The sequence below is a fragment of the Paenibacillus sp. JT31N17 genome (assembly GCF_056269255.1).
In genome coordinates this window covers 1-16,175 of the sequence record NZ_JBWDNP010000021.1, presented here as the reverse complement: position 1 = coordinate 16,175, position 16,175 = coordinate 1, and the positions used below count along the sequence as shown (strand labels likewise).

Here is a 16,175-nt window from a genome sequence, read left to right as displayed (position 1 = left end):
ACTTGATCATGCACAAATAGGGAGATTTCGGTGCGTATCATTTCCTTCCGTAGTCACTGTTATCTGTCAAATGTTGAGATAACAGATTGCGACATTGCTGGATTGAAAGTAAACGGTATCTTGATTGCAGATTTAATCAAAAACAAATAAAGGCAAGTGACAAAGTATATCAATAGTATAGGTAGAAATTGTTCGACTAACTGGGTAGCGCAGTCTGGGACAGATCAGTCAATTAACCGCCTCGTGTTGAGGCGGTTTTTCTTGTTGCATTCGCGGTCAAACCACAAAAATATTAAGAGGTTCTTCATAATTATCGTAAATGGATAATTATTTTGTGCTCGTTGTTGATGATGAAAAGGAAATACGGGACGTAATCGAAATTTATTTGAAGAATGAAGGCGGGCGTTAAGTGTTAAAGGCAAAGGATGGGATTGAAGCGTTAGAGATTATAAAGGATCACCAAATTCGTCTCATTATTATGGATATTATGATGCCCAGGCTTGACGGAATTGCCGCTACATACTGACTTGGTGAATCAAAAAATAATATCGAGAATCGGCACTAACGGATCACGATAGCTTAACATGCTTCCTCGCAAAGTTAGGCTTTTTTTATTGCATAAATCCCAGATTTAGGGAATTACGCAACCTTTCCCGTTTCGTATCGTCTAATGATTCATTGAATGCTCATTACGAACAGGGGGACGTATCCATGCTTCGCAAATTGCATCTGTTTTTCTTCCTCATCGCCATCGCCGTTGGGTTGACGGCGCTTACAGCGTCGGGGTTCCCGAAGTTCGCTTCGGCGGCCGCCGTCGACACAAGCGGCTCCACCTCGGCGAAAGGTATCAAAGTGGTAATGAACGGCAAAGTCTTTCAGCCGAATTCTTCGCCTTTCATCGATGTCGGTACCGTCTACTTGCCGGTGCGCGATATCGGGGGGCTGCTCGGAACGTCGGTGTCCTGGAACGCTTCGGCCAAGACTGTGGCGATGTATTACCCCGAGCTTACGGTCAAACTCGTTTACGGCGCGTCGAACGCGTCCGTGAACGGGAAGCCGGTCGCCTTGACCGCGCCGCTGCGCATCGTCGACGGCCGGGTTTTCGCCCCGCTCCGATTTTTCTCGGAAGCGACCGGCGCCGACGTTAAATGGGAGGCGTCGACTCGAACGGCAAACATCGCGCGAACGGATGACTTTATCCGTTCTTACGCGTCGGGTATTCTGTGGCTGAACCGGGAAACCGGCGATCTGTACTCGGCGAAGGACGACTCGTCCCCGGCTGTTGGCATCGGCCGGCTGGATATGATGCTGCAGGGCGAGGTGACGCTGCAAGGCGGATGGGGTCAAGGAGGAAATACGGTTCTGACCGTCGTCGACCATTTCGGGGAGCCCGCCGACCGATACGATGCGTACGGCATTCTCTTGCATGGCGGACGCGTCGTCGCGCAGACGAAGGCGAGCTATGAGGGGCGTTACGAACCGACCGCGACCGGCTTTCAAGTATACGATCCGGACGGCTGGATTCAGTATGCGGTGCTGACGGACGGCAAAATCGTCACGGTATACGACGACCAAGGGAAAGCGGTCAAGACGTACGACATGCCGAAGCTTACTGGGGCGGACGATAGCTACTTCGTGCAGGGAATCGGCGACGATTATTTGGTCATCCGGCCGAACCGGACCGGCCTGCTGACGCTGGTCGACCTGAAGGATGATTCCGTCGTCACGCTGGCGGATAAACTTCTGACCGGCAAGGATCTTGCAAACGCCCGCGGCGGCGAGACGCCTGTCCGCGGCGACGGGCTTCTGTATGCCGGCAACGATGAGAATGGCCAGTTGTATTTCTATTACGCAGATCCGGCCGGAAACGGAAACGGCGACTCGATGCGGTTGACCTACGAGCGGCCTTCTTACCAGGAAGAGCGGGACGCGCTGCCCAAACCGCGAACGTTAAATGAAATGGCTGCCGGCTGCTCGGCGGATACCGTCGCAACGGTCAATTTTCAGGAAGGCGATCAGCTTTATGTTCCGTACGTCGGCGCCGACAAGGAAGACAAAGACGGCATCGCCCTCGCCTGTGGCATTTTGAAGAAATTCGCGTCCAAAGGCGTCGAAGAAACGTTGCCGGCCTACTTTCTCGATCGGTTTTTCCATGGCATGTCCATCGACTTCAAGGAAGGCGACGGCGTTCAAATCTATGGAATCGGCGGGGGGAAGATGGCCATCGGTGCGGGCGAAGGCGGCAAAACCATCGTATTGAAGGACGACGACGCGGTCCGGGATTACGGGCGGCTGGAGGTGCTGCCGACGGAACTTGCCGTCACGCCCAATCCGGCGCATTTCGGAGAAAAGCTGCATTTCGAAGGGGATAACGGGGATTCACAGGCCTCCGCCTCCTTCGTCGTCACCTGGCAGCCGATTCTGGATCATTACTCAAGCACGGATCCCGATCCCTCTCTCGTCATCTACACGGGAACGACGACATTCGGCCGATACGATGTGACATTCGCCATACCGGCTTACGGCAAGGCGGCGGACGGCACGTTGAAGCCGATTCGGCCGGGCAAAGGCGAAATCCGGATCCCGAGCCTGAACGGCGGGCCATTTTCCACAACCAACATCGACCTGCTCCCGGCGGGCAAGCCGTTCCTGTCGGTCGACGGCGTGCCGGCGGCCGATCCGTCGCTTGCGCCGATCACGGTATCGGGCCATGTGCTCGTCCCGGTGCGCGGCGTCGCGAAGCTGGCCGGTCAACCCGTCGTCTGGGACGATGCAAGCGGAAGCGTGCTGATTCGCACGAAGCCGTCGGACGCGGCGGCTGGGGGCGCGCCCAAGGGCGCAGCGACGCTGTGGATCAACGGAAAGAAGGCAGCCTCCGATCTGCAGCCGGTCGTCCGCGGCGGCATCGCCTACATGCCGATCCGCGCGGTGACGGCCGCCTTCGGCCTGCCGGTCGTTTGGGACGGCGGCAGCCGGAGCGTGAACGTGACGACGACTAACGGGGAACGTTAGTTCAACACAAGTAGTGGCAGTCGACGATCATCAGGGACAGCTCGGTACACCGCCGAAGCAGGCAAAGCTGAGCGATAAGCCAGCTCCATGGGCGAAAGGGGTCCACTGCGTGGTAGCCACCAGAATGTACGGACCGGAAACAGCTACCGATACTGCCGGTGCAATCGATTACGATTCGGAGAAAGAAACCGATGCTTCGGCAGGAGGCCGCTGCGCTGCTCGCTAAATTCCCGAAGAATTTGCCCGGCATGTAAGATGAACAGCCGTACATCCTTCACTGTGATTTCCAGTGAAAGCTGTACGGCTTGTTTTTTTGCGAAAAACTGGTAGTTCTGGAAAGGCGCCGTGACGTTGCAGGCGCTGAAGGATCCAAGCTGGCACGTGTTCGCCTAGTATCCTGCGAAGCGCCGCCGTATGAACGGGCACGATAGCTTAATAAAGACTATTTGACGAAGAAGCTGCTCGCGGAAGCTCCTTTTGCCTTTTGCAAGACGTCTACTGGGCATTGAGATAACAGGTGTTTAGTTAAGTGGTATAACTTGTTGTGATTTCATATAAATATCAACTTAAGGGGGGAGGGATATGTACATATTGGTGTCAGCAATCGCATTCTCGACTTTAATCGGAATTGTAATTCTTTTTCAACTTGCATTAGCTGCAGGAATGCCTTGGGGAAGTTATGCAATGGGCGGGAAGTTTCCTGGCAAATATCCGCCTGCGATGCGTTTCACCGCTTTATTTCAGGTCATCATGCTGGCATTACTAGCGTCAATCGTGCTAAGCAAGTCAGGCTTCATGTTTACTGACTGGTACCCCTTTGCAAATGCGGCTATCTGGTTTGTTGTGATTTTTTCGGTGATTGCTGCTGTATTGAACATTATTACGAGGAGCAAATGGGAAAGAAGGATTTGGACACCTGTATCTTTGTTGCTGCTTATTACAAGTATAACTGTAGCCTTCGGATAGGATAGTTGATTATTCAACGATCTGGGCACGATAGCACAATGTGAAGGGCTGCCGCGCGGCAGCTCTTTACTGCGCTAACTGGCAGGATAATAAAGTCATTAGACGAATATTTATATGGAAATTAATATGTCAAAGGGGGCAGGATTATATGAAAAGAGTAGATGTTGCATATGTACTTCTCTACGATGAGATTGGCGAGAATATATTGATGGTAAAAAATAAAGGAGATAAATCTTCATACTACACACTCCCTGGAGGAGCGGTGGAACAGGGCGAAACATTACAACAGGCTGCTATTCGGGAAGTTAAAGAAGAAACAGGATTAGACGTTGAATTAGATGGTATCTTAACAGTGAGTGAAGCGTTTTTTGAGGAAAATGGACATCACGTTATTTTCTTTACTTTTAGAGGAAGGATAGTGGATGGGGAAATAAAAATTTTATTTCCGGAGGAAATTGAGGAAATTACTTGGCTGAAACCCCAAATAGCAGAAACGCATATGCATATACCTAGTGAATTAAGGGGGGAGATTAACAAATGGTCAGCCCCATATATCTTTAGGGGAACTGTTCTTCACAAATCTTAAATATTTGTTTCTTTGACTGACTGGGTACGATAGCGCAATCACGAGGGCATGAAAAATAATGATTCAGCATGGCGGAAGGGGAAATTGAAATTTCAGAAGGAGAAGAAGATGGGCTTGTTTTTTACGAAAATTTATGATGGTGCCCCTATATCTGCAGAGATGATTAAAATCTTAAATCCTGATTGTGATGTAAAGGATGTTCTTCATGAGTTAGAGTCACTAATGGTATAAAATGATTACGCTCCCTCGGTACGATTCCTTTCAACTTCAAGTATTCTCTCTCCACACATCCAACCCAAAGGAGCAAAACGATGAATAAAAACACATCGGGATATAAACAAAATAAAGCATCTGCCGAGAAGAAAGTGACCTGGCTGGAGCTATTTTATGATCTGCTGTTTGTTGCAGCAGTTTCAAAAGCGAGTCATGTCCTGTTACATGTCGAATTTGGTTCAATTCCAATTGAATACTTAACCAAATTCCTCCTCATATTTGTTCCGATCTGGTGGGCTTGGGTCGGGCAATCTCTTTTTGTCAATCGATTTGGAAAAGATAACTTATCACACCGAATATTTCTGATTATACAACTATTTTTTGTATTAATAATGACAGCCAGTCTATCAGTTGATTTTGATCAATACTATGTTCCTTTCCTAATAGGCTATGTTGGTTTAAGAGCTATGACAGCCATTCAATATATGTCGGTACATAAAAAAGAAGAAGCACATAGAAAAATCACTGCCCGTTATTTGGGGAGCCGCTTTTGGATCGGATTGGTGATATCTTCTTGCTCCCTTTTTTTTGACTCGTGGATTCGTTATGTCGTTTTGTATGCAGGAATCACAGTAGACATTTTACTCCCATTAATTGGTCGAAAATACTTAGTGAAAAGCCCAATTAATACCCATCATTTATTAGAACGCTTCTCTCTATTTACACTCATTCTTCTTGGTGAATCAGTAATCAGTATACTTGCAGTATTGCAGTCCAGCTACTGGACGTGGCAATCTATTTTATTTGCGTCTCTCACTTTTTTATTAATTATTGCTATGTGGTGGCAATATTTTGACAATGTCGAAAAGAAAGTGAACAAGACAATAGAGACTGCCGGGCAAATCATCATCTATGGCCATTTGTTCATTTATTTATCCATGTGCATGATTGCAGCCTCGATCCAATTGTTATTTTTGGAGCAATTAAATTATTCATTTATGTTAAGTTTTATTTTCGGATCTGTACTGCTTTACTTTTTTTCAACCACCTTGGTCTTTCATAAATACAGAAATTTTCATCAAAGATTGGGGATATATCATTTAGCGTTATTATTAGGGTTGCTTGGCGTTTTTTTCGCGGTGGATTTGTTTAGTCTGATGCCAAATTACATAATCATTGGAGAAGTGATGCTGTTCTTTGTTGTATATGCTAAATTAACGACTTGAAATCGAAACAGAGAGAAGGCAGATCCTCGGAGGGTCTGCCTTTTGATTCCAGCCGACCTGAGCAAGTAATGTCCCGCGACTCAGGTTTTAATGAATGCGCCGCTTTATTTTAATTTGAAGAAGATATGGGTAACATGTAGGAATGCAACATGATCGCAATTACAGGAGGAATTTAAAACAATGAAGGAGCTTTATTCGACAAGCGTCAAAGCGATTGGAGGCCGTGACGGCAGGCTGGAGTCGAGCGACGGCATGCTGACCCTTAATGTGGTACATCCGAAGGAGCTGGGAGGACCGGGAGGGGCAACCAATCCAGAGCAGTTGTTTGCGGGCGGATACGCGGCATGCTTCGAGAGCGCGCTGAATGTAGTGTGCCGGGAAAGGAAAATCAAGCCGGACAGTACGGATGTGACGGCGCACGTGACTCTTGGTAAAGATGAAGCAGACCATTTTAAGCTTGCAGTCAAGCTCGACATCGCCTTGGCTGGCGTGGAACGGGACGCGGCTCGGGAGCTCGTCGAAGCGGCGCATGACGTGTGTCCTTACTCAAGGGCGACTCGCGGCAATATAGACGTCCAATTAAACGTGATGTAAAAAAATCCGCCATCAAACCGCAATACTGATTGGGTTAGGGGGGCATGTCGCTTGTGTTGGCCTTTGCGATTTGGGCTTCAGTCCTGTAAGAATTAAACCAAATATATGCATGAGGTGATTATGACAGATGGCTTTATTCAACAATCACGGCGAAGAACTTCTCACGGAGTTCTGGGCCAAAGTCTACAACCTTCCGCAGGACCTCGACGCGATCGACCGTCTCTGCACCGATGACTTCATCCTCTCGAACCCGGATGGTGAAGTCGTGGGTCGCGCTGCCTTCAAGGAGTGGGCACGCACCTTCACCTCGAAGATCCGCGACATAAGGCTGGTGAGCCTCGACATGTTCAGCGGCGCCGACGGCACGCGCGTCGTTTCGCGCTGGATAGTCACGGGGTACAACCAAGGTGTACTCGGTTCCCCGCCCGACGATCGCCCGATTCAAATCTCCGGCATCGCGGTATGGGAGGTTCGCGATGGTAAGCTCGCCCACAACTGGGTAGAGCGAAGCGCATATGAGCTCTCGCAGCAGCTCGCGAAGCCCGTGAACTAGCAAGGCTGCGGACGCGGCCATTCCTCTCTAAGAGGTAAGAATAATTCGGAGCAAGTCTTTAATCATCTGGCGAAGCTCCGACGAGTTTCTGGCGACAATTTTAAAGCCGCGTAATGCGCTTGTTAAAAGATGCGCCAATTTCCCTGGAGAAAGGCTGCTTGGGCTAACGGCGGATTTCGATCGCGATTCCAAAATAGAGGTCAGAACAACTTCAAGTTTATTGTAGCTCGCGTTGAGTGCCTCCTGGGCGAATACGTAAGAGCTGTCGGTCATTTCTTTTACTTCCGGCGAGTTCAACGACTGATCGAAATTGTTTATAGACCACACTTCGAACGCATATAAAATTTTGTCTTCAGGCATTTTCCTGGAAGAAAGTCCTTCCATTATTTCTTCAATGAGAGTGTCGCCATAATGTAGAATCGTTGCGTTAAAAACTTCCTCCTTGTTCTTGAAGTGCAAATAGAGACCCGCACGCGAAATACCGGCGGCCTCTGCTATTTCATTCATTGACACTCGCTTATAGCCATACTTGAAGAACACGTCCAACGCAACGGATAGAATATGCAGCTTCTTTTTGTCGTCCATCATTTCATTATTATACACTTTACAAACTTTGTCTAGTCGTATAATATAGACGAATAGACAATTAACGTTTATTGTCTAAATAACAAAAAAGGGAGACCTGTTAATGATGACAACAATACAAAAACCTCTACATTCGGGGCTCGGACCGCAAACGACCGCCCAAGAGGCGCTTGCAGGCCGCGATCTCCGAGGAAAGATTGCGATAGTAACAGGCGGTCACGGAGGAATTGGACTTGAAACGACGCGAGTTCTTTCCAACGCGGGAGCCACCGTCATCGTCGGGGCCCGCGATGTTAAGAAGGCACAAGACACTCTTTCGGCAATGAAAACCGTCGAAGTCATCCACCTCGATCTTGCCGATCCCCAATCCATTGATCAGTTCGCCGCCGATTTTCTGAAGTCCCACCAGGCGCTTGATATTCTTATCAATAACGCAGGTGTCGCAAACCCTCCGGCGATTAAAGACGCTCGCGGATTTGATACCCAATTCGCGACGAATCATTTGGGGCATTTTCAACTGACGGCCAGGCTATGGGATGCACTAATAAAATCCGGAAATTCCCGCGTCATCACTCTTTCTTCCATCAGCCACATGTTGGGGCCAATCGATTTCGGTGATCTGAATTTTACCCAGAGGCCGTACAACAAAGACATTTCCTATGGAGAATCGAAGACCGCGTGCTCGCTCTTCGCGGTTGAACTCGATAAACGGGGCCAAGAGCACGGCATTCGCGCGTTTGCTGTCAATCCCGGCGCTATTCTTACCGGTTTGACCCGTCACCTGACTGATGAGGAATTAGCCGCTTGGGGTGTTCGACGAGGAGAAAACGGCGAATTTATATCTCCCGAAGGCTTTAAAACCGTTGAGCAGGGCGCTGCCACATCCATTTGGTGCGCAGTGAGTCCGTTGTTAGAGGGAAAAGGCGGAGTTTACTGTGAGAACTGCGACATCGCGGCTATTGTTCCTGCGGATAGCAAGCTTATGACTGGCGTACGTGAATGGGCCATCGATCAAACAGCGGCCAAAACGCTTTGGACCGTTAGCGAGGATCTCTTGCGCATTGGATCAATTCAGGGACTCTCCAAATAAACATTTAAGCAAGGCGAACGGCGCACGGGTGGTCAGAGGATGAATTTGAAGCTGCTCCCGGAACGAGCGTCGTGGTTCTCCGCGCCGTACCTCATGCGTGGGTTAACGTCGGATCTGAAACGGGACGTATCCTTTTTTTTACCTTTGCACCTGGCGGTATTGACGATTTCTTTCCTGAAATCGGCCGATATTCACTCGAGGAAATGGGGCGGCTGGCCGAGCAGAATGACACTCTGATTATTGGGCCTCCAATGCTTCAGCAATCCCGTTAACATTTGGAACCTGACTATTGGACTTCATATAATTAATCAAACAAAGAGAAACGGGACAGTCCAGGACTAAATCTGCGCTGTCCCGTTATTTATTGTGAAGACTGCCGGAATTGGAATAGAGGGAGAATTATATATGTTTCAGCGAGGATGAAGAGTTTAGAAATATGAAAGAACAAACTAAGCAATACGGGGCTTCTGGACCCAGGATCTACGGCAACAAATAAGTCTGGGCTGCCTGGATATTGCAGGCGGGTTGAAGCCAATCGACCATCCAACTCTCGGCAAAACCATGTCCCAGAGGTACGTTTTTTTGCCATTCAAATCGGTCTGTCGAGTTCGTTTTCCTAAAAAAGAATAATTGGTAATTCATGCGTACACAATACGGAAGACATATGGTCCAACCAATGGAGGCGTTCATAAATGGCAATGAAAGTACGCTACAGCTTATCGGATATGACACTTAAAGTTAGCAATGTCCATCCTCGCGAGACCCAGAGCAGTTATGTGCTGATTACAGCTTCAGACAGCATGGATAACGAAATCGTTCTTGAGTTATCAAATGATCAAGCTGAACGTCTCGAGGCGGAATTATTCGAAGCAAATAAGCGCCGAAACGATAACATCGCCGTGTCATATACAATGCATAGCGAGGAAAGAACGAGCGATCAGCCTCCAAACTAATGAAGGAAAGACGGAGAAAGAGAAAAGGAGCCATTTTATGCGTGCAATGTGGAAAGGCACGATCAGCTTTGGTTTGGTGAACATTCCAGTGAGTATGTATAAAGCAACGGAAGAACAAAAGACTCATTTCCGAAGTTTACATGTAACTTGCCAGCAGCCTATCCAGTATCGAAAATGGTGTCCCGCATGCCAGCGCGAAATCGGGCAAGGCGAGATCATTCGAGGCTACGAGTATGCGCAAGGAAACTTCGTCACATTGACCGAAGAGGAGATGGACAAGCTCCCGCTTCCCACGCTGAGGACCATCGGGATTCTTCACTTTACGAAGCAGGATAACATCGACCCGGTCTATTTTGAAAATGCTTATTATTTGGGGCCGGGAGAGTTTGGCGACAGAGCTTACAGGCTTCTGCATGCTGCCATGAGCCAAACAGGAATGGTCGCTGTGGCCAAAATCGCCTTTCGAACCAGCGAGCATTTAGCCGTTCTTCGACTGCATCAGAACTGTCTCATGCTCAATTTCATTTATTACCCCGCAGAAATACGGCCCGTGAGGGAAGTCCCCGGACTTCAAAGCGGTACGCCTTTTAACGAGTCCGAACTTCAAATGGCCGTACAATTAATTGACCAAATCAGCGCGGCTTTCCGAAACGACTACAGAAGTGACTATGAAGCTGCACTGCAAGAACTCCTAAATGCAAAGATACAAAACAGACCGGTCCAGCAACAACCGCAAATGACGCCGATTGTAGACCTCATGGAAGCACTTCAGCGAAGCCTCGCCGCGACGGGCCAGCCAGCTGCGGTGACTCCGGACAAATCCGCCTCCCCGGTTCAAACCTCTATGACTTCCGGAACACCGCCCGTGTCGGTGTCAGCAGATTTCATTAGCCCGGCAGGATCACCAGCCACTATTTCGGCCCCAAGGAATAGACGGCGGAGGCAGCGGTAATCGGGTATACAACTTGATGAGCGGAGGAGCCTTTTGGAGTGTGTACTATTAATAGGGATACATGTAACGTAACAAAAACATTATCTCATTACAGGTCGCGGCAATCGCGGCCTTTTTATGTACGGGATCAAGTTCTTGGTCAAAATAAATGACAAGAACTTTGTCTCATTCCCGACGTTTTTCAATTCGGATGTCGCAATTGAAGAAGACTTGACAGCACACAATATGATGAGTATATAATTATATAAAGGTTGTATCATTACAGTACTGAACTTATTTTAAAAAGGAGAGATATCGATGACAGTCTTAAACGATCAACAATTTGCCAGAATTTCTCGTGCGCTTGCTGAACCAAGACGCTATGAAATGTTAAAAGAAATCAGTGCATCCCATGATCCGTTGCCCTGCAGTGTACTGCAAGAAACCCATAATGTAAGTCCTGCAACCATCTCTCATCATCTCAAAGAGCTTGAAATCGCAGGATTAATTCAGAACATCCGTGAAGGTAAATATATGAGTCTCGTGTTTCAGCCTGACATTTTACGTGCTTATTTAGATAAACTTTCGGAACTCTCCGGTAAAGAACTTTCGTAACCTTAGAAAGTTCTTTCTTATTCCCGCGAATTTTTTAATGAGTCCAAGGTCTTTTTTACTCCTTGCCATCGCTGTGCTGGGGCAAGATGCCGCTTGAAGTATTCCAAAATAAACAGTTTTTCAGAATCATCCGCGGAATATCATCGCAATACCCTCCCATAGTTCAAATTCCAATGTATGCGTCCGAAAGACTCTCATTGCGTAGAATCTTGTGCATACACGGTTACCGTGATGCAAAATAGTTGGCCTCTTCTCCTTTTTGACAGAAAATACGTTTTTTGTTGGATATCGAAAATACCTTAAATTTTCTCCAATCCTTTTTCAATTCGTTATATTGCCTCCGTACTAAAAGAAAATAACAAATAAATGGCTCCTTACAGCAAAAGCTCGAAGAGGATATGAGTTTCCCTCTCTTGCTTTTGAAAGGAGCTATTTCGATGAGAACTCCGACAACTAAAAGCATCGTCTTCTTGCGGCAAAAACAGCCGGAAATAGCTATAGCCAATGCGAATAAACTAACAAGAATTCTGCCCAAGATACGATTCATTAACAGTTATACAATTTTCGAAGTATCGTATTGACAAATAGGAGTGAACCATGCAAAATAGTGACTACGACACTTTTATGATTGTCGAATTGAATGAGAGGTGGATTGGTTGAATGGGTAAACTGACTGGTAAAGTTGCCATTGTTACTGGTGCATCGAAAGGCATTGGCGTTGGGATAGCAAAGGCATTAGCAGCGGAAGGAGCAGCGGTTGCCGTTAACTATGCTTCCAGCAAAGAAGGAGCCGACCAGGTTGTAGCGGAGATCACCGCTAATGGAGGCGAGGCCGTTTCAATTCAAGGGGATATGACCAAGGCAGCGGATATCAAACGGCTGTTTGTGGATACGAAGAATGCGCTCGGAACACCGAGCATTCTGGTGAACAACGCGGGCATCTTCAAATTCGGCCCGTTCGAAGAAGTGACGGAAGGGGAGTTCCACCGGCATTACAATATTAACGTGCTTGGGCCCATGCTGGCGATTCAGGAAGCTGTGAAGTATTTTCCCGCAGAGGGAGGCAGCGTCATTAACATCGGCACGATCGCCAGCGCTAACCCTGTACCGTATTCGATGTTGTATGCTTCGTCCAAAGGCGCGATCGATACCTTGTCAATGGCGTTGGCGAAGGAACTTGGTCCTCGGAACATCCGGGTCAACATCGTTGCGCCTGGCTATACGGTCACGGAAGGGAACATGGAATCCGGCTTTGTTGACAGTGAGCACGGAAAAAACCTGGCTGCCGCCACGCCTCTCGGCGGACGGTTCGGGAAACCGGAAGATATCGCGCCTACCGTGGTGTTCCTCGCATCGGACGACGCTGCCTGGTTGACGGGCGAAAGAATCAGCGCATCCGGCGGTGTACACTAAGAAAATCAGCAATTAAAAATATTTATCTCCGCCTGTTCGGGGACAAGAACTGAAACCTTACTGAATCAAAGCGAAACCCACCGTTAGGCGACCAACCTTACGCGGTGGGTTTTCGCTTTTTTTAGCTTCCTTTCATCCATCGATAGAGCTTCCTGAAAATTGTAAGCAATAGGTAATCGTTTGAAGTGATCTCCGAATTTTCCCCTGTGCCACACGAAGTCGTGAGTCTTTCCACGCACGTTGCGTCTATCTATAAATCACATTCTATTGATAAAATCCGGAAACATGGGCCGCTCCCGCTTTTCAAGTAAGTCTTGTTGTTATCTTTGAGAACAGCAAAATAGCATCTCCTTAGACTTTGGGGCCATAATTCTTCATGTTTTATGAAACAGGCAACTTTTACTTATTCAAATCAAAGTTACATAAAGAATTAGTCCAAGGTAATACTAGGTCAGTCAATTGGTATTAGAAGCTAAAGGTTTAATGGTAAGGGTGGAGCAAAATGAACTCGGAATTGACTTATGGAGATGATTATCACTTCCTGCCTTTAACTTCAATCCAAAGTGGTGAAGATCAGGAAGTCGTTCCCGAATTATGCTGCCATACCGTTCAAATTGTGAATATCTGCTTTGTGGGCTGCCCAGTGAAAAGGACTGGGCTCTGGTGGATGCGGGTATGCCGAAATCGGCAGATCATATTATAGCTGCATCCGAGAAGCGGGTTCGGTTCTCACAAACCGAAGGGTACCGCAGCTTCCGGAAATGCCGAATGAGCATAGTCCGGGATTAGTCGATATGAGCAGATAGAAGGCGGCATGTGTTGTTGAATGTCAAGAAGTAGATGATTTTTGCATGTTCCGCACACTGGCCGGGAGTACCCAGTCTGATAATCAAGGTATAGCAAGGAGGATTCACATGGCAGAGAAAAGCATTCTGGCTTATTTTAGAAGTCCGGATCAAGCGGAGAACGCTTTGGCACGAATAAAGGTGCTGCGGTTGGTTGACAGTGCGATTGAGCGGTTTGACGGGTATGCCGGTGATGGGAACGATAGTATCAATAACCCCATAAATGGAAATTTCTCCAGTCTTGGTAATCTAACGCTTGGAGGCGACTTTTCTGATCGTGATGCGGGTGTTCTGGCTGCGGCCAATGTCAGTGCCAGCGGATACAGTTCAGGCGGTCCAGAAAACAGGGTATCAGGTTATGACATTTTATTGACCATGATTGTTCAGGAAGAAGATTACGAAGAAGCTCTGAAAATCGTTCAGGACGAGGGAGCTTTATAAGGTTGGCTGCAGAAAATCGGCCTACCGGCCGGCGCCGCAAGCATAAGCGCCGGCCGGTAATTCGCTAATTAGAAAGGAGCCGGAGCAATCAATGAAAGAAGCCATTCAAACGGTGCTTGATAAAATTCAAACGCTGTCTCAGCATTTAACGGGTATGGGCGAGAAGGAGCCCGTTCTTCAGCAGTTTAGCAGGAATTTGAATGATATGCCTCAGATTTTACAACAGCTGTCAGATGATTCAAACACCGATAAAACCAGAGAAATGTTAGCGGGATTCCGGTTTGATCTTTCCGGAATGATCAAAGAAATCGATAGACTGATGACTGATTCCGCTGAAGCATACCGTCTGTCGATAGGTGCTCGAAAAGATCAATTTGAGCTATTGTCAGACATCGAGCAGCAGAACGTTGACCCGCAAGCGTATCGTACTAAAAATGTATTCCGGCAGCTCGCAGACTGCAAAGATCACATTCGTTTGCTTACGGCCGGCATTATGGATCTCGAAGGCAGTCTGGAGCATGCGCAATTAGCTCAGAAAGGCTTAACGCCAAGCGACAGCATCAATGCCGATAATTTGGGTGTCCCCTCCGATCAACCTTCATTAAGTCCTTGAACAAGAGGGATGGTTCAAGCAGGGCCGATTATTCGGGAGCAGCAGTATAGGGACTGCTCTTGAAAAAAGAAGCAGTCCCTTGTCGTCACTTTGTATGTGAACCAGCCATTCCAGTTTTAGTGCCAGAAGTGGAGCCCGTGCTTGTCCTGGTGGTGGAAGCTTTTTTAAGGATATAACTTAAATCTTTGGCCAGCGTGCTCGATTGGGTTCGGAGAGAAGCACTGGAAGAAAGATTGCGGTTCACGCGATCGATCGCCTGCACCGCTTTTCGGTCAGATACTTTCAAAATTCGAAATTTCAAACCAAATTGGGTTTGCAGCGATGACATTGAGCTTCCGGAAAGATTTGAACCTGTGAATCCTGCAGAGTTCCTATCCGGGCGGCCCAATTCTGACGTCCCGCCAGTGCTGCTGTTCACAGGGCCCATACCCTTGGTGCCGAAGCCGCTGCTTGTACCGATGATCAATAAATTACCAAGAAGAAGAACATGGGAATTAGAGGCGTTCAGACTGCTAAGAGGACTGTTCACACTACCCGTTCCAGAGTTTGTACCGGAAGAATGGCTGTTCCCGTATGCGGATGTTCCGGAAATGTCATTCACGGATGTCCCATAACCCGTCATTCCGTTCCCGGAAGTGCCATAACCCGATCTGCCGTAGCCGGTCGTTCCGTCCGTTGGCCCCCTCGTTCCATCCGTCCCTGCCCCCATGCCTGATCTCGCTAAAATACCTGAATGCACGCGACTTCCATCTTTTTGAGTGTTGTTGCCGTTGATGATGTATTCGCTGCCTGTGTTCCTGGTTCCGACTCCGTTGTTGTTGTTATTTCCGGCACACCCGGTAAACAGGAGTGTCGACATCACTAACACACAAGCGATCCAAAGCGAATGATGCTTCAAGTATGATTCCTCCATTTTATTTTATAGCCCTTAATGGGCTCGATAATTATTTTTCGCTGTTAGACCGAACATAACCGAGTTAACTCCTGCAAAAGATGGACAATCTTCGGGCAATTAAACACCCTCAGCTATATAGATGAGAATATAGAATGAACGAGTTAAGGAAGCGAAGAACAATTGGAACCGCCATATCAGCTATTCGAAAGGATTAAGCGACAGGAACTTGGATGTATAACAGAAGTGTCCCAATATGCATGAAATTCCCTGTTGAAAGTAGATGAATAAGGGAGTAACCTATATTCCTGTACAGATTGACTTGCTTTTGGCGGTCAGCGGCAACAAGATTTATCGTAATTCTGACTAGCTGGGAATATAAAACAGTTGCAAGTGTCTAAGAGAATGTGATATATTCTTATTCCGGCCGCAAAATGGCCTGCAAGAAGAAGCATTTGTTCTTTGAAAACTGAACAATGAGCGACCTGTCAAACAGGTTTTAAAGAATGAGCTGTTTTAGCTTATCTGTAAGTAATGAGATCTTCGGATCTCTTTTATGGAGAGTTTGATCCTGGCTCAGGACGAACGCTGGCGGCGTGCCTAATACATGCAAGTCGAGCGGATTCTGTTGAAAGCTTGCTTTCAAC

At 47.6% G+C, this 16,175-nt stretch carries 15 protein-coding genes, 1 rRNA gene and 1 pseudogene; 15 read left to right on the top strand and 2 right to left on the bottom strand.

Features of this window, described 5'->3' with window-relative positions:
* Positions 1 to 319 precede the first annotated feature (319 nt).
* The 7 genes and pseudogenes from AC0YOB_RS34640 to AC0YOB_RS34610 all read left to right on the top strand — a co-directional run.
* A pseudogene (locus tag AC0YOB_RS34640) lies at positions 320 to 523 on the top strand (response regulator); the annotation flags it as partial.
* A gap of 188 nt (positions 524 to 711) precedes the next feature.
* Positions 712 to 3,012 carry a copper amine oxidase N-terminal domain-containing protein gene (locus AC0YOB_RS34635; protein WP_475796661.1) on the top strand — a complete coding sequence of 767 codons (2,301 nt, stop codon included), beginning with the start codon at positions 712 to 714 and terminating at the stop codon, positions 3,010 to 3,012.
* A 582-nt stretch (positions 3,013 to 3,594) separates the two neighbouring features.
* Positions 3,595 to 3,978, top strand: coding sequence for a hypothetical protein (locus AC0YOB_RS34630; RefSeq protein WP_475796660.1), 384 nt, complete (start codon positions 3,595 to 3,597; stop codon positions 3,976 to 3,978).
* A gap of 148 nt (positions 3,979 to 4,126) precedes the next feature.
* Positions 4,127 to 4,564 carry an NUDIX hydrolase gene (locus tag AC0YOB_RS34625; RefSeq protein ID WP_475796659.1) on the top strand — a complete coding sequence of 146 codons (438 nt, stop codon included), beginning with the start codon at positions 4,127 to 4,129 and terminating at the stop codon, positions 4,562 to 4,564.
* A gap of 311 nt (positions 4,565 to 4,875) precedes the next feature.
* Positions 4,876 to 6,003 carry a low temperature requirement protein A gene (locus tag AC0YOB_RS34620; protein WP_475796658.1) on the top strand — a complete coding sequence of 376 codons (1,128 nt, stop codon included), beginning with the start codon at positions 4,876 to 4,878 and terminating at the stop codon, positions 6,001 to 6,003.
* A gap of 180 nt (positions 6,004 to 6,183) precedes the next feature.
* Positions 6,184 to 6,597 (top strand): organic hydroperoxide resistance protein, encoded by a 414-nt coding sequence (locus tag AC0YOB_RS34615; RefSeq protein WP_475796657.1) that lies wholly within the window; start codon positions 6,184 to 6,186, stop codon positions 6,595 to 6,597.
* A gap of 127 nt (positions 6,598 to 6,724) precedes the next feature.
* Positions 6,725 to 7,150, top strand: a complete 426-nt coding sequence (locus AC0YOB_RS34610; protein ID WP_475796656.1) for an ester cyclase — start codon at positions 6,725 to 6,727, stop codon at positions 7,148 to 7,150.
* Positions 7,151 to 7,177: 27 nt separating this feature from the next.
* On the opposite strand, the gene AC0YOB_RS34605 is transcribed toward AC0YOB_RS34610, so the two are convergent.
* Positions 7,178 to 7,738, bottom strand: coding sequence for a TetR/AcrR family transcriptional regulator (locus tag AC0YOB_RS34605; protein WP_475796655.1), 561 nt, complete (start codon positions 7,736 to 7,738; stop codon positions 7,178 to 7,180).
* A 100-nt stretch (positions 7,739 to 7,838) separates the two neighbouring features.
* Between AC0YOB_RS34605 and AC0YOB_RS34600 the strand changes: the two genes are divergently transcribed.
* From AC0YOB_RS34600 to AC0YOB_RS34570, 7 genes are all read left to right on the top strand, one after another.
* Positions 7,839 to 8,825: an SDR family NAD(P)-dependent oxidoreductase gene (locus tag AC0YOB_RS34600; RefSeq protein WP_475796654.1), complete on the top strand. Its 987-nt coding sequence runs from the start codon at positions 7,839 to 7,841 to the stop codon at positions 8,823 to 8,825.
* A gap of 692 nt (positions 8,826 to 9,517) precedes the next feature.
* Positions 9,518 to 9,778 carry a hypothetical protein gene (locus AC0YOB_RS34595; protein WP_475796653.1) on the top strand — a complete coding sequence of 87 codons (261 nt, stop codon included), beginning with the start codon at positions 9,518 to 9,520 and terminating at the stop codon, positions 9,776 to 9,778.
* A 37-nt stretch (positions 9,779 to 9,815) separates the two neighbouring features.
* The gene (gene ku, locus AC0YOB_RS34590) at positions 9,816 to 10,730 is read left to right on the top strand and encodes a non-homologous end joining protein Ku (RefSeq protein ID WP_475796652.1); all 915 of its coding nucleotides are present in this window, start codon (positions 9,816 to 9,818) and stop codon (positions 10,728 to 10,730) included.
* Between the two features lie 297 nt (positions 10,731 to 11,027).
* Positions 11,028 to 11,324: an ArsR/SmtB family transcription factor gene (locus AC0YOB_RS34585; protein ID WP_475796651.1), complete on the top strand. Its 297-nt coding sequence runs from the start codon at positions 11,028 to 11,030 to the stop codon at positions 11,322 to 11,324.
* Positions 11,325 to 11,984: 660 nt separating this feature from the next.
* Positions 11,985 to 12,737: an SDR family NAD(P)-dependent oxidoreductase gene (locus tag AC0YOB_RS34580; protein WP_475796650.1), complete on the top strand. Its 753-nt coding sequence runs from the start codon at positions 11,985 to 11,987 to the stop codon at positions 12,735 to 12,737.
* 914 nt (positions 12,738 to 13,651) lie between these two features.
* On the top strand, positions 13,652 to 14,023 hold the full coding sequence (locus tag AC0YOB_RS34575; RefSeq protein WP_475796649.1) for a hypothetical protein: 372 nt from the start codon (positions 13,652 to 13,654) through the stop codon (positions 14,021 to 14,023).
* A 91-nt stretch (positions 14,024 to 14,114) separates the two neighbouring features.
* The gene (locus AC0YOB_RS34570) at positions 14,115 to 14,636 is read left to right on the top strand and encodes a hypothetical protein (protein ID WP_475796648.1); all 522 of its coding nucleotides are present in this window, start codon (positions 14,115 to 14,117) and stop codon (positions 14,634 to 14,636) included.
* Between the two features lie 85 nt (positions 14,637 to 14,721).
* Here the strand turns inward: AC0YOB_RS34570 and AC0YOB_RS34565 are convergent, their stop codons facing one another.
* Complete coding sequence (locus tag AC0YOB_RS34565; RefSeq protein WP_475796647.1) at positions 14,722 to 15,534, bottom strand: hypothetical protein; 813 nt, start codon at positions 15,532 to 15,534, stop codon at positions 14,722 to 14,724.
* A 547-nt stretch (positions 15,535 to 16,081) separates the two neighbouring features.
* Here AC0YOB_RS34565 and AC0YOB_RS34560 point away from each other — a divergent pair.
* Positions 16,082 to 16,175, top strand: a 16S ribosomal RNA gene (locus AC0YOB_RS34560); the annotation flags it as partial.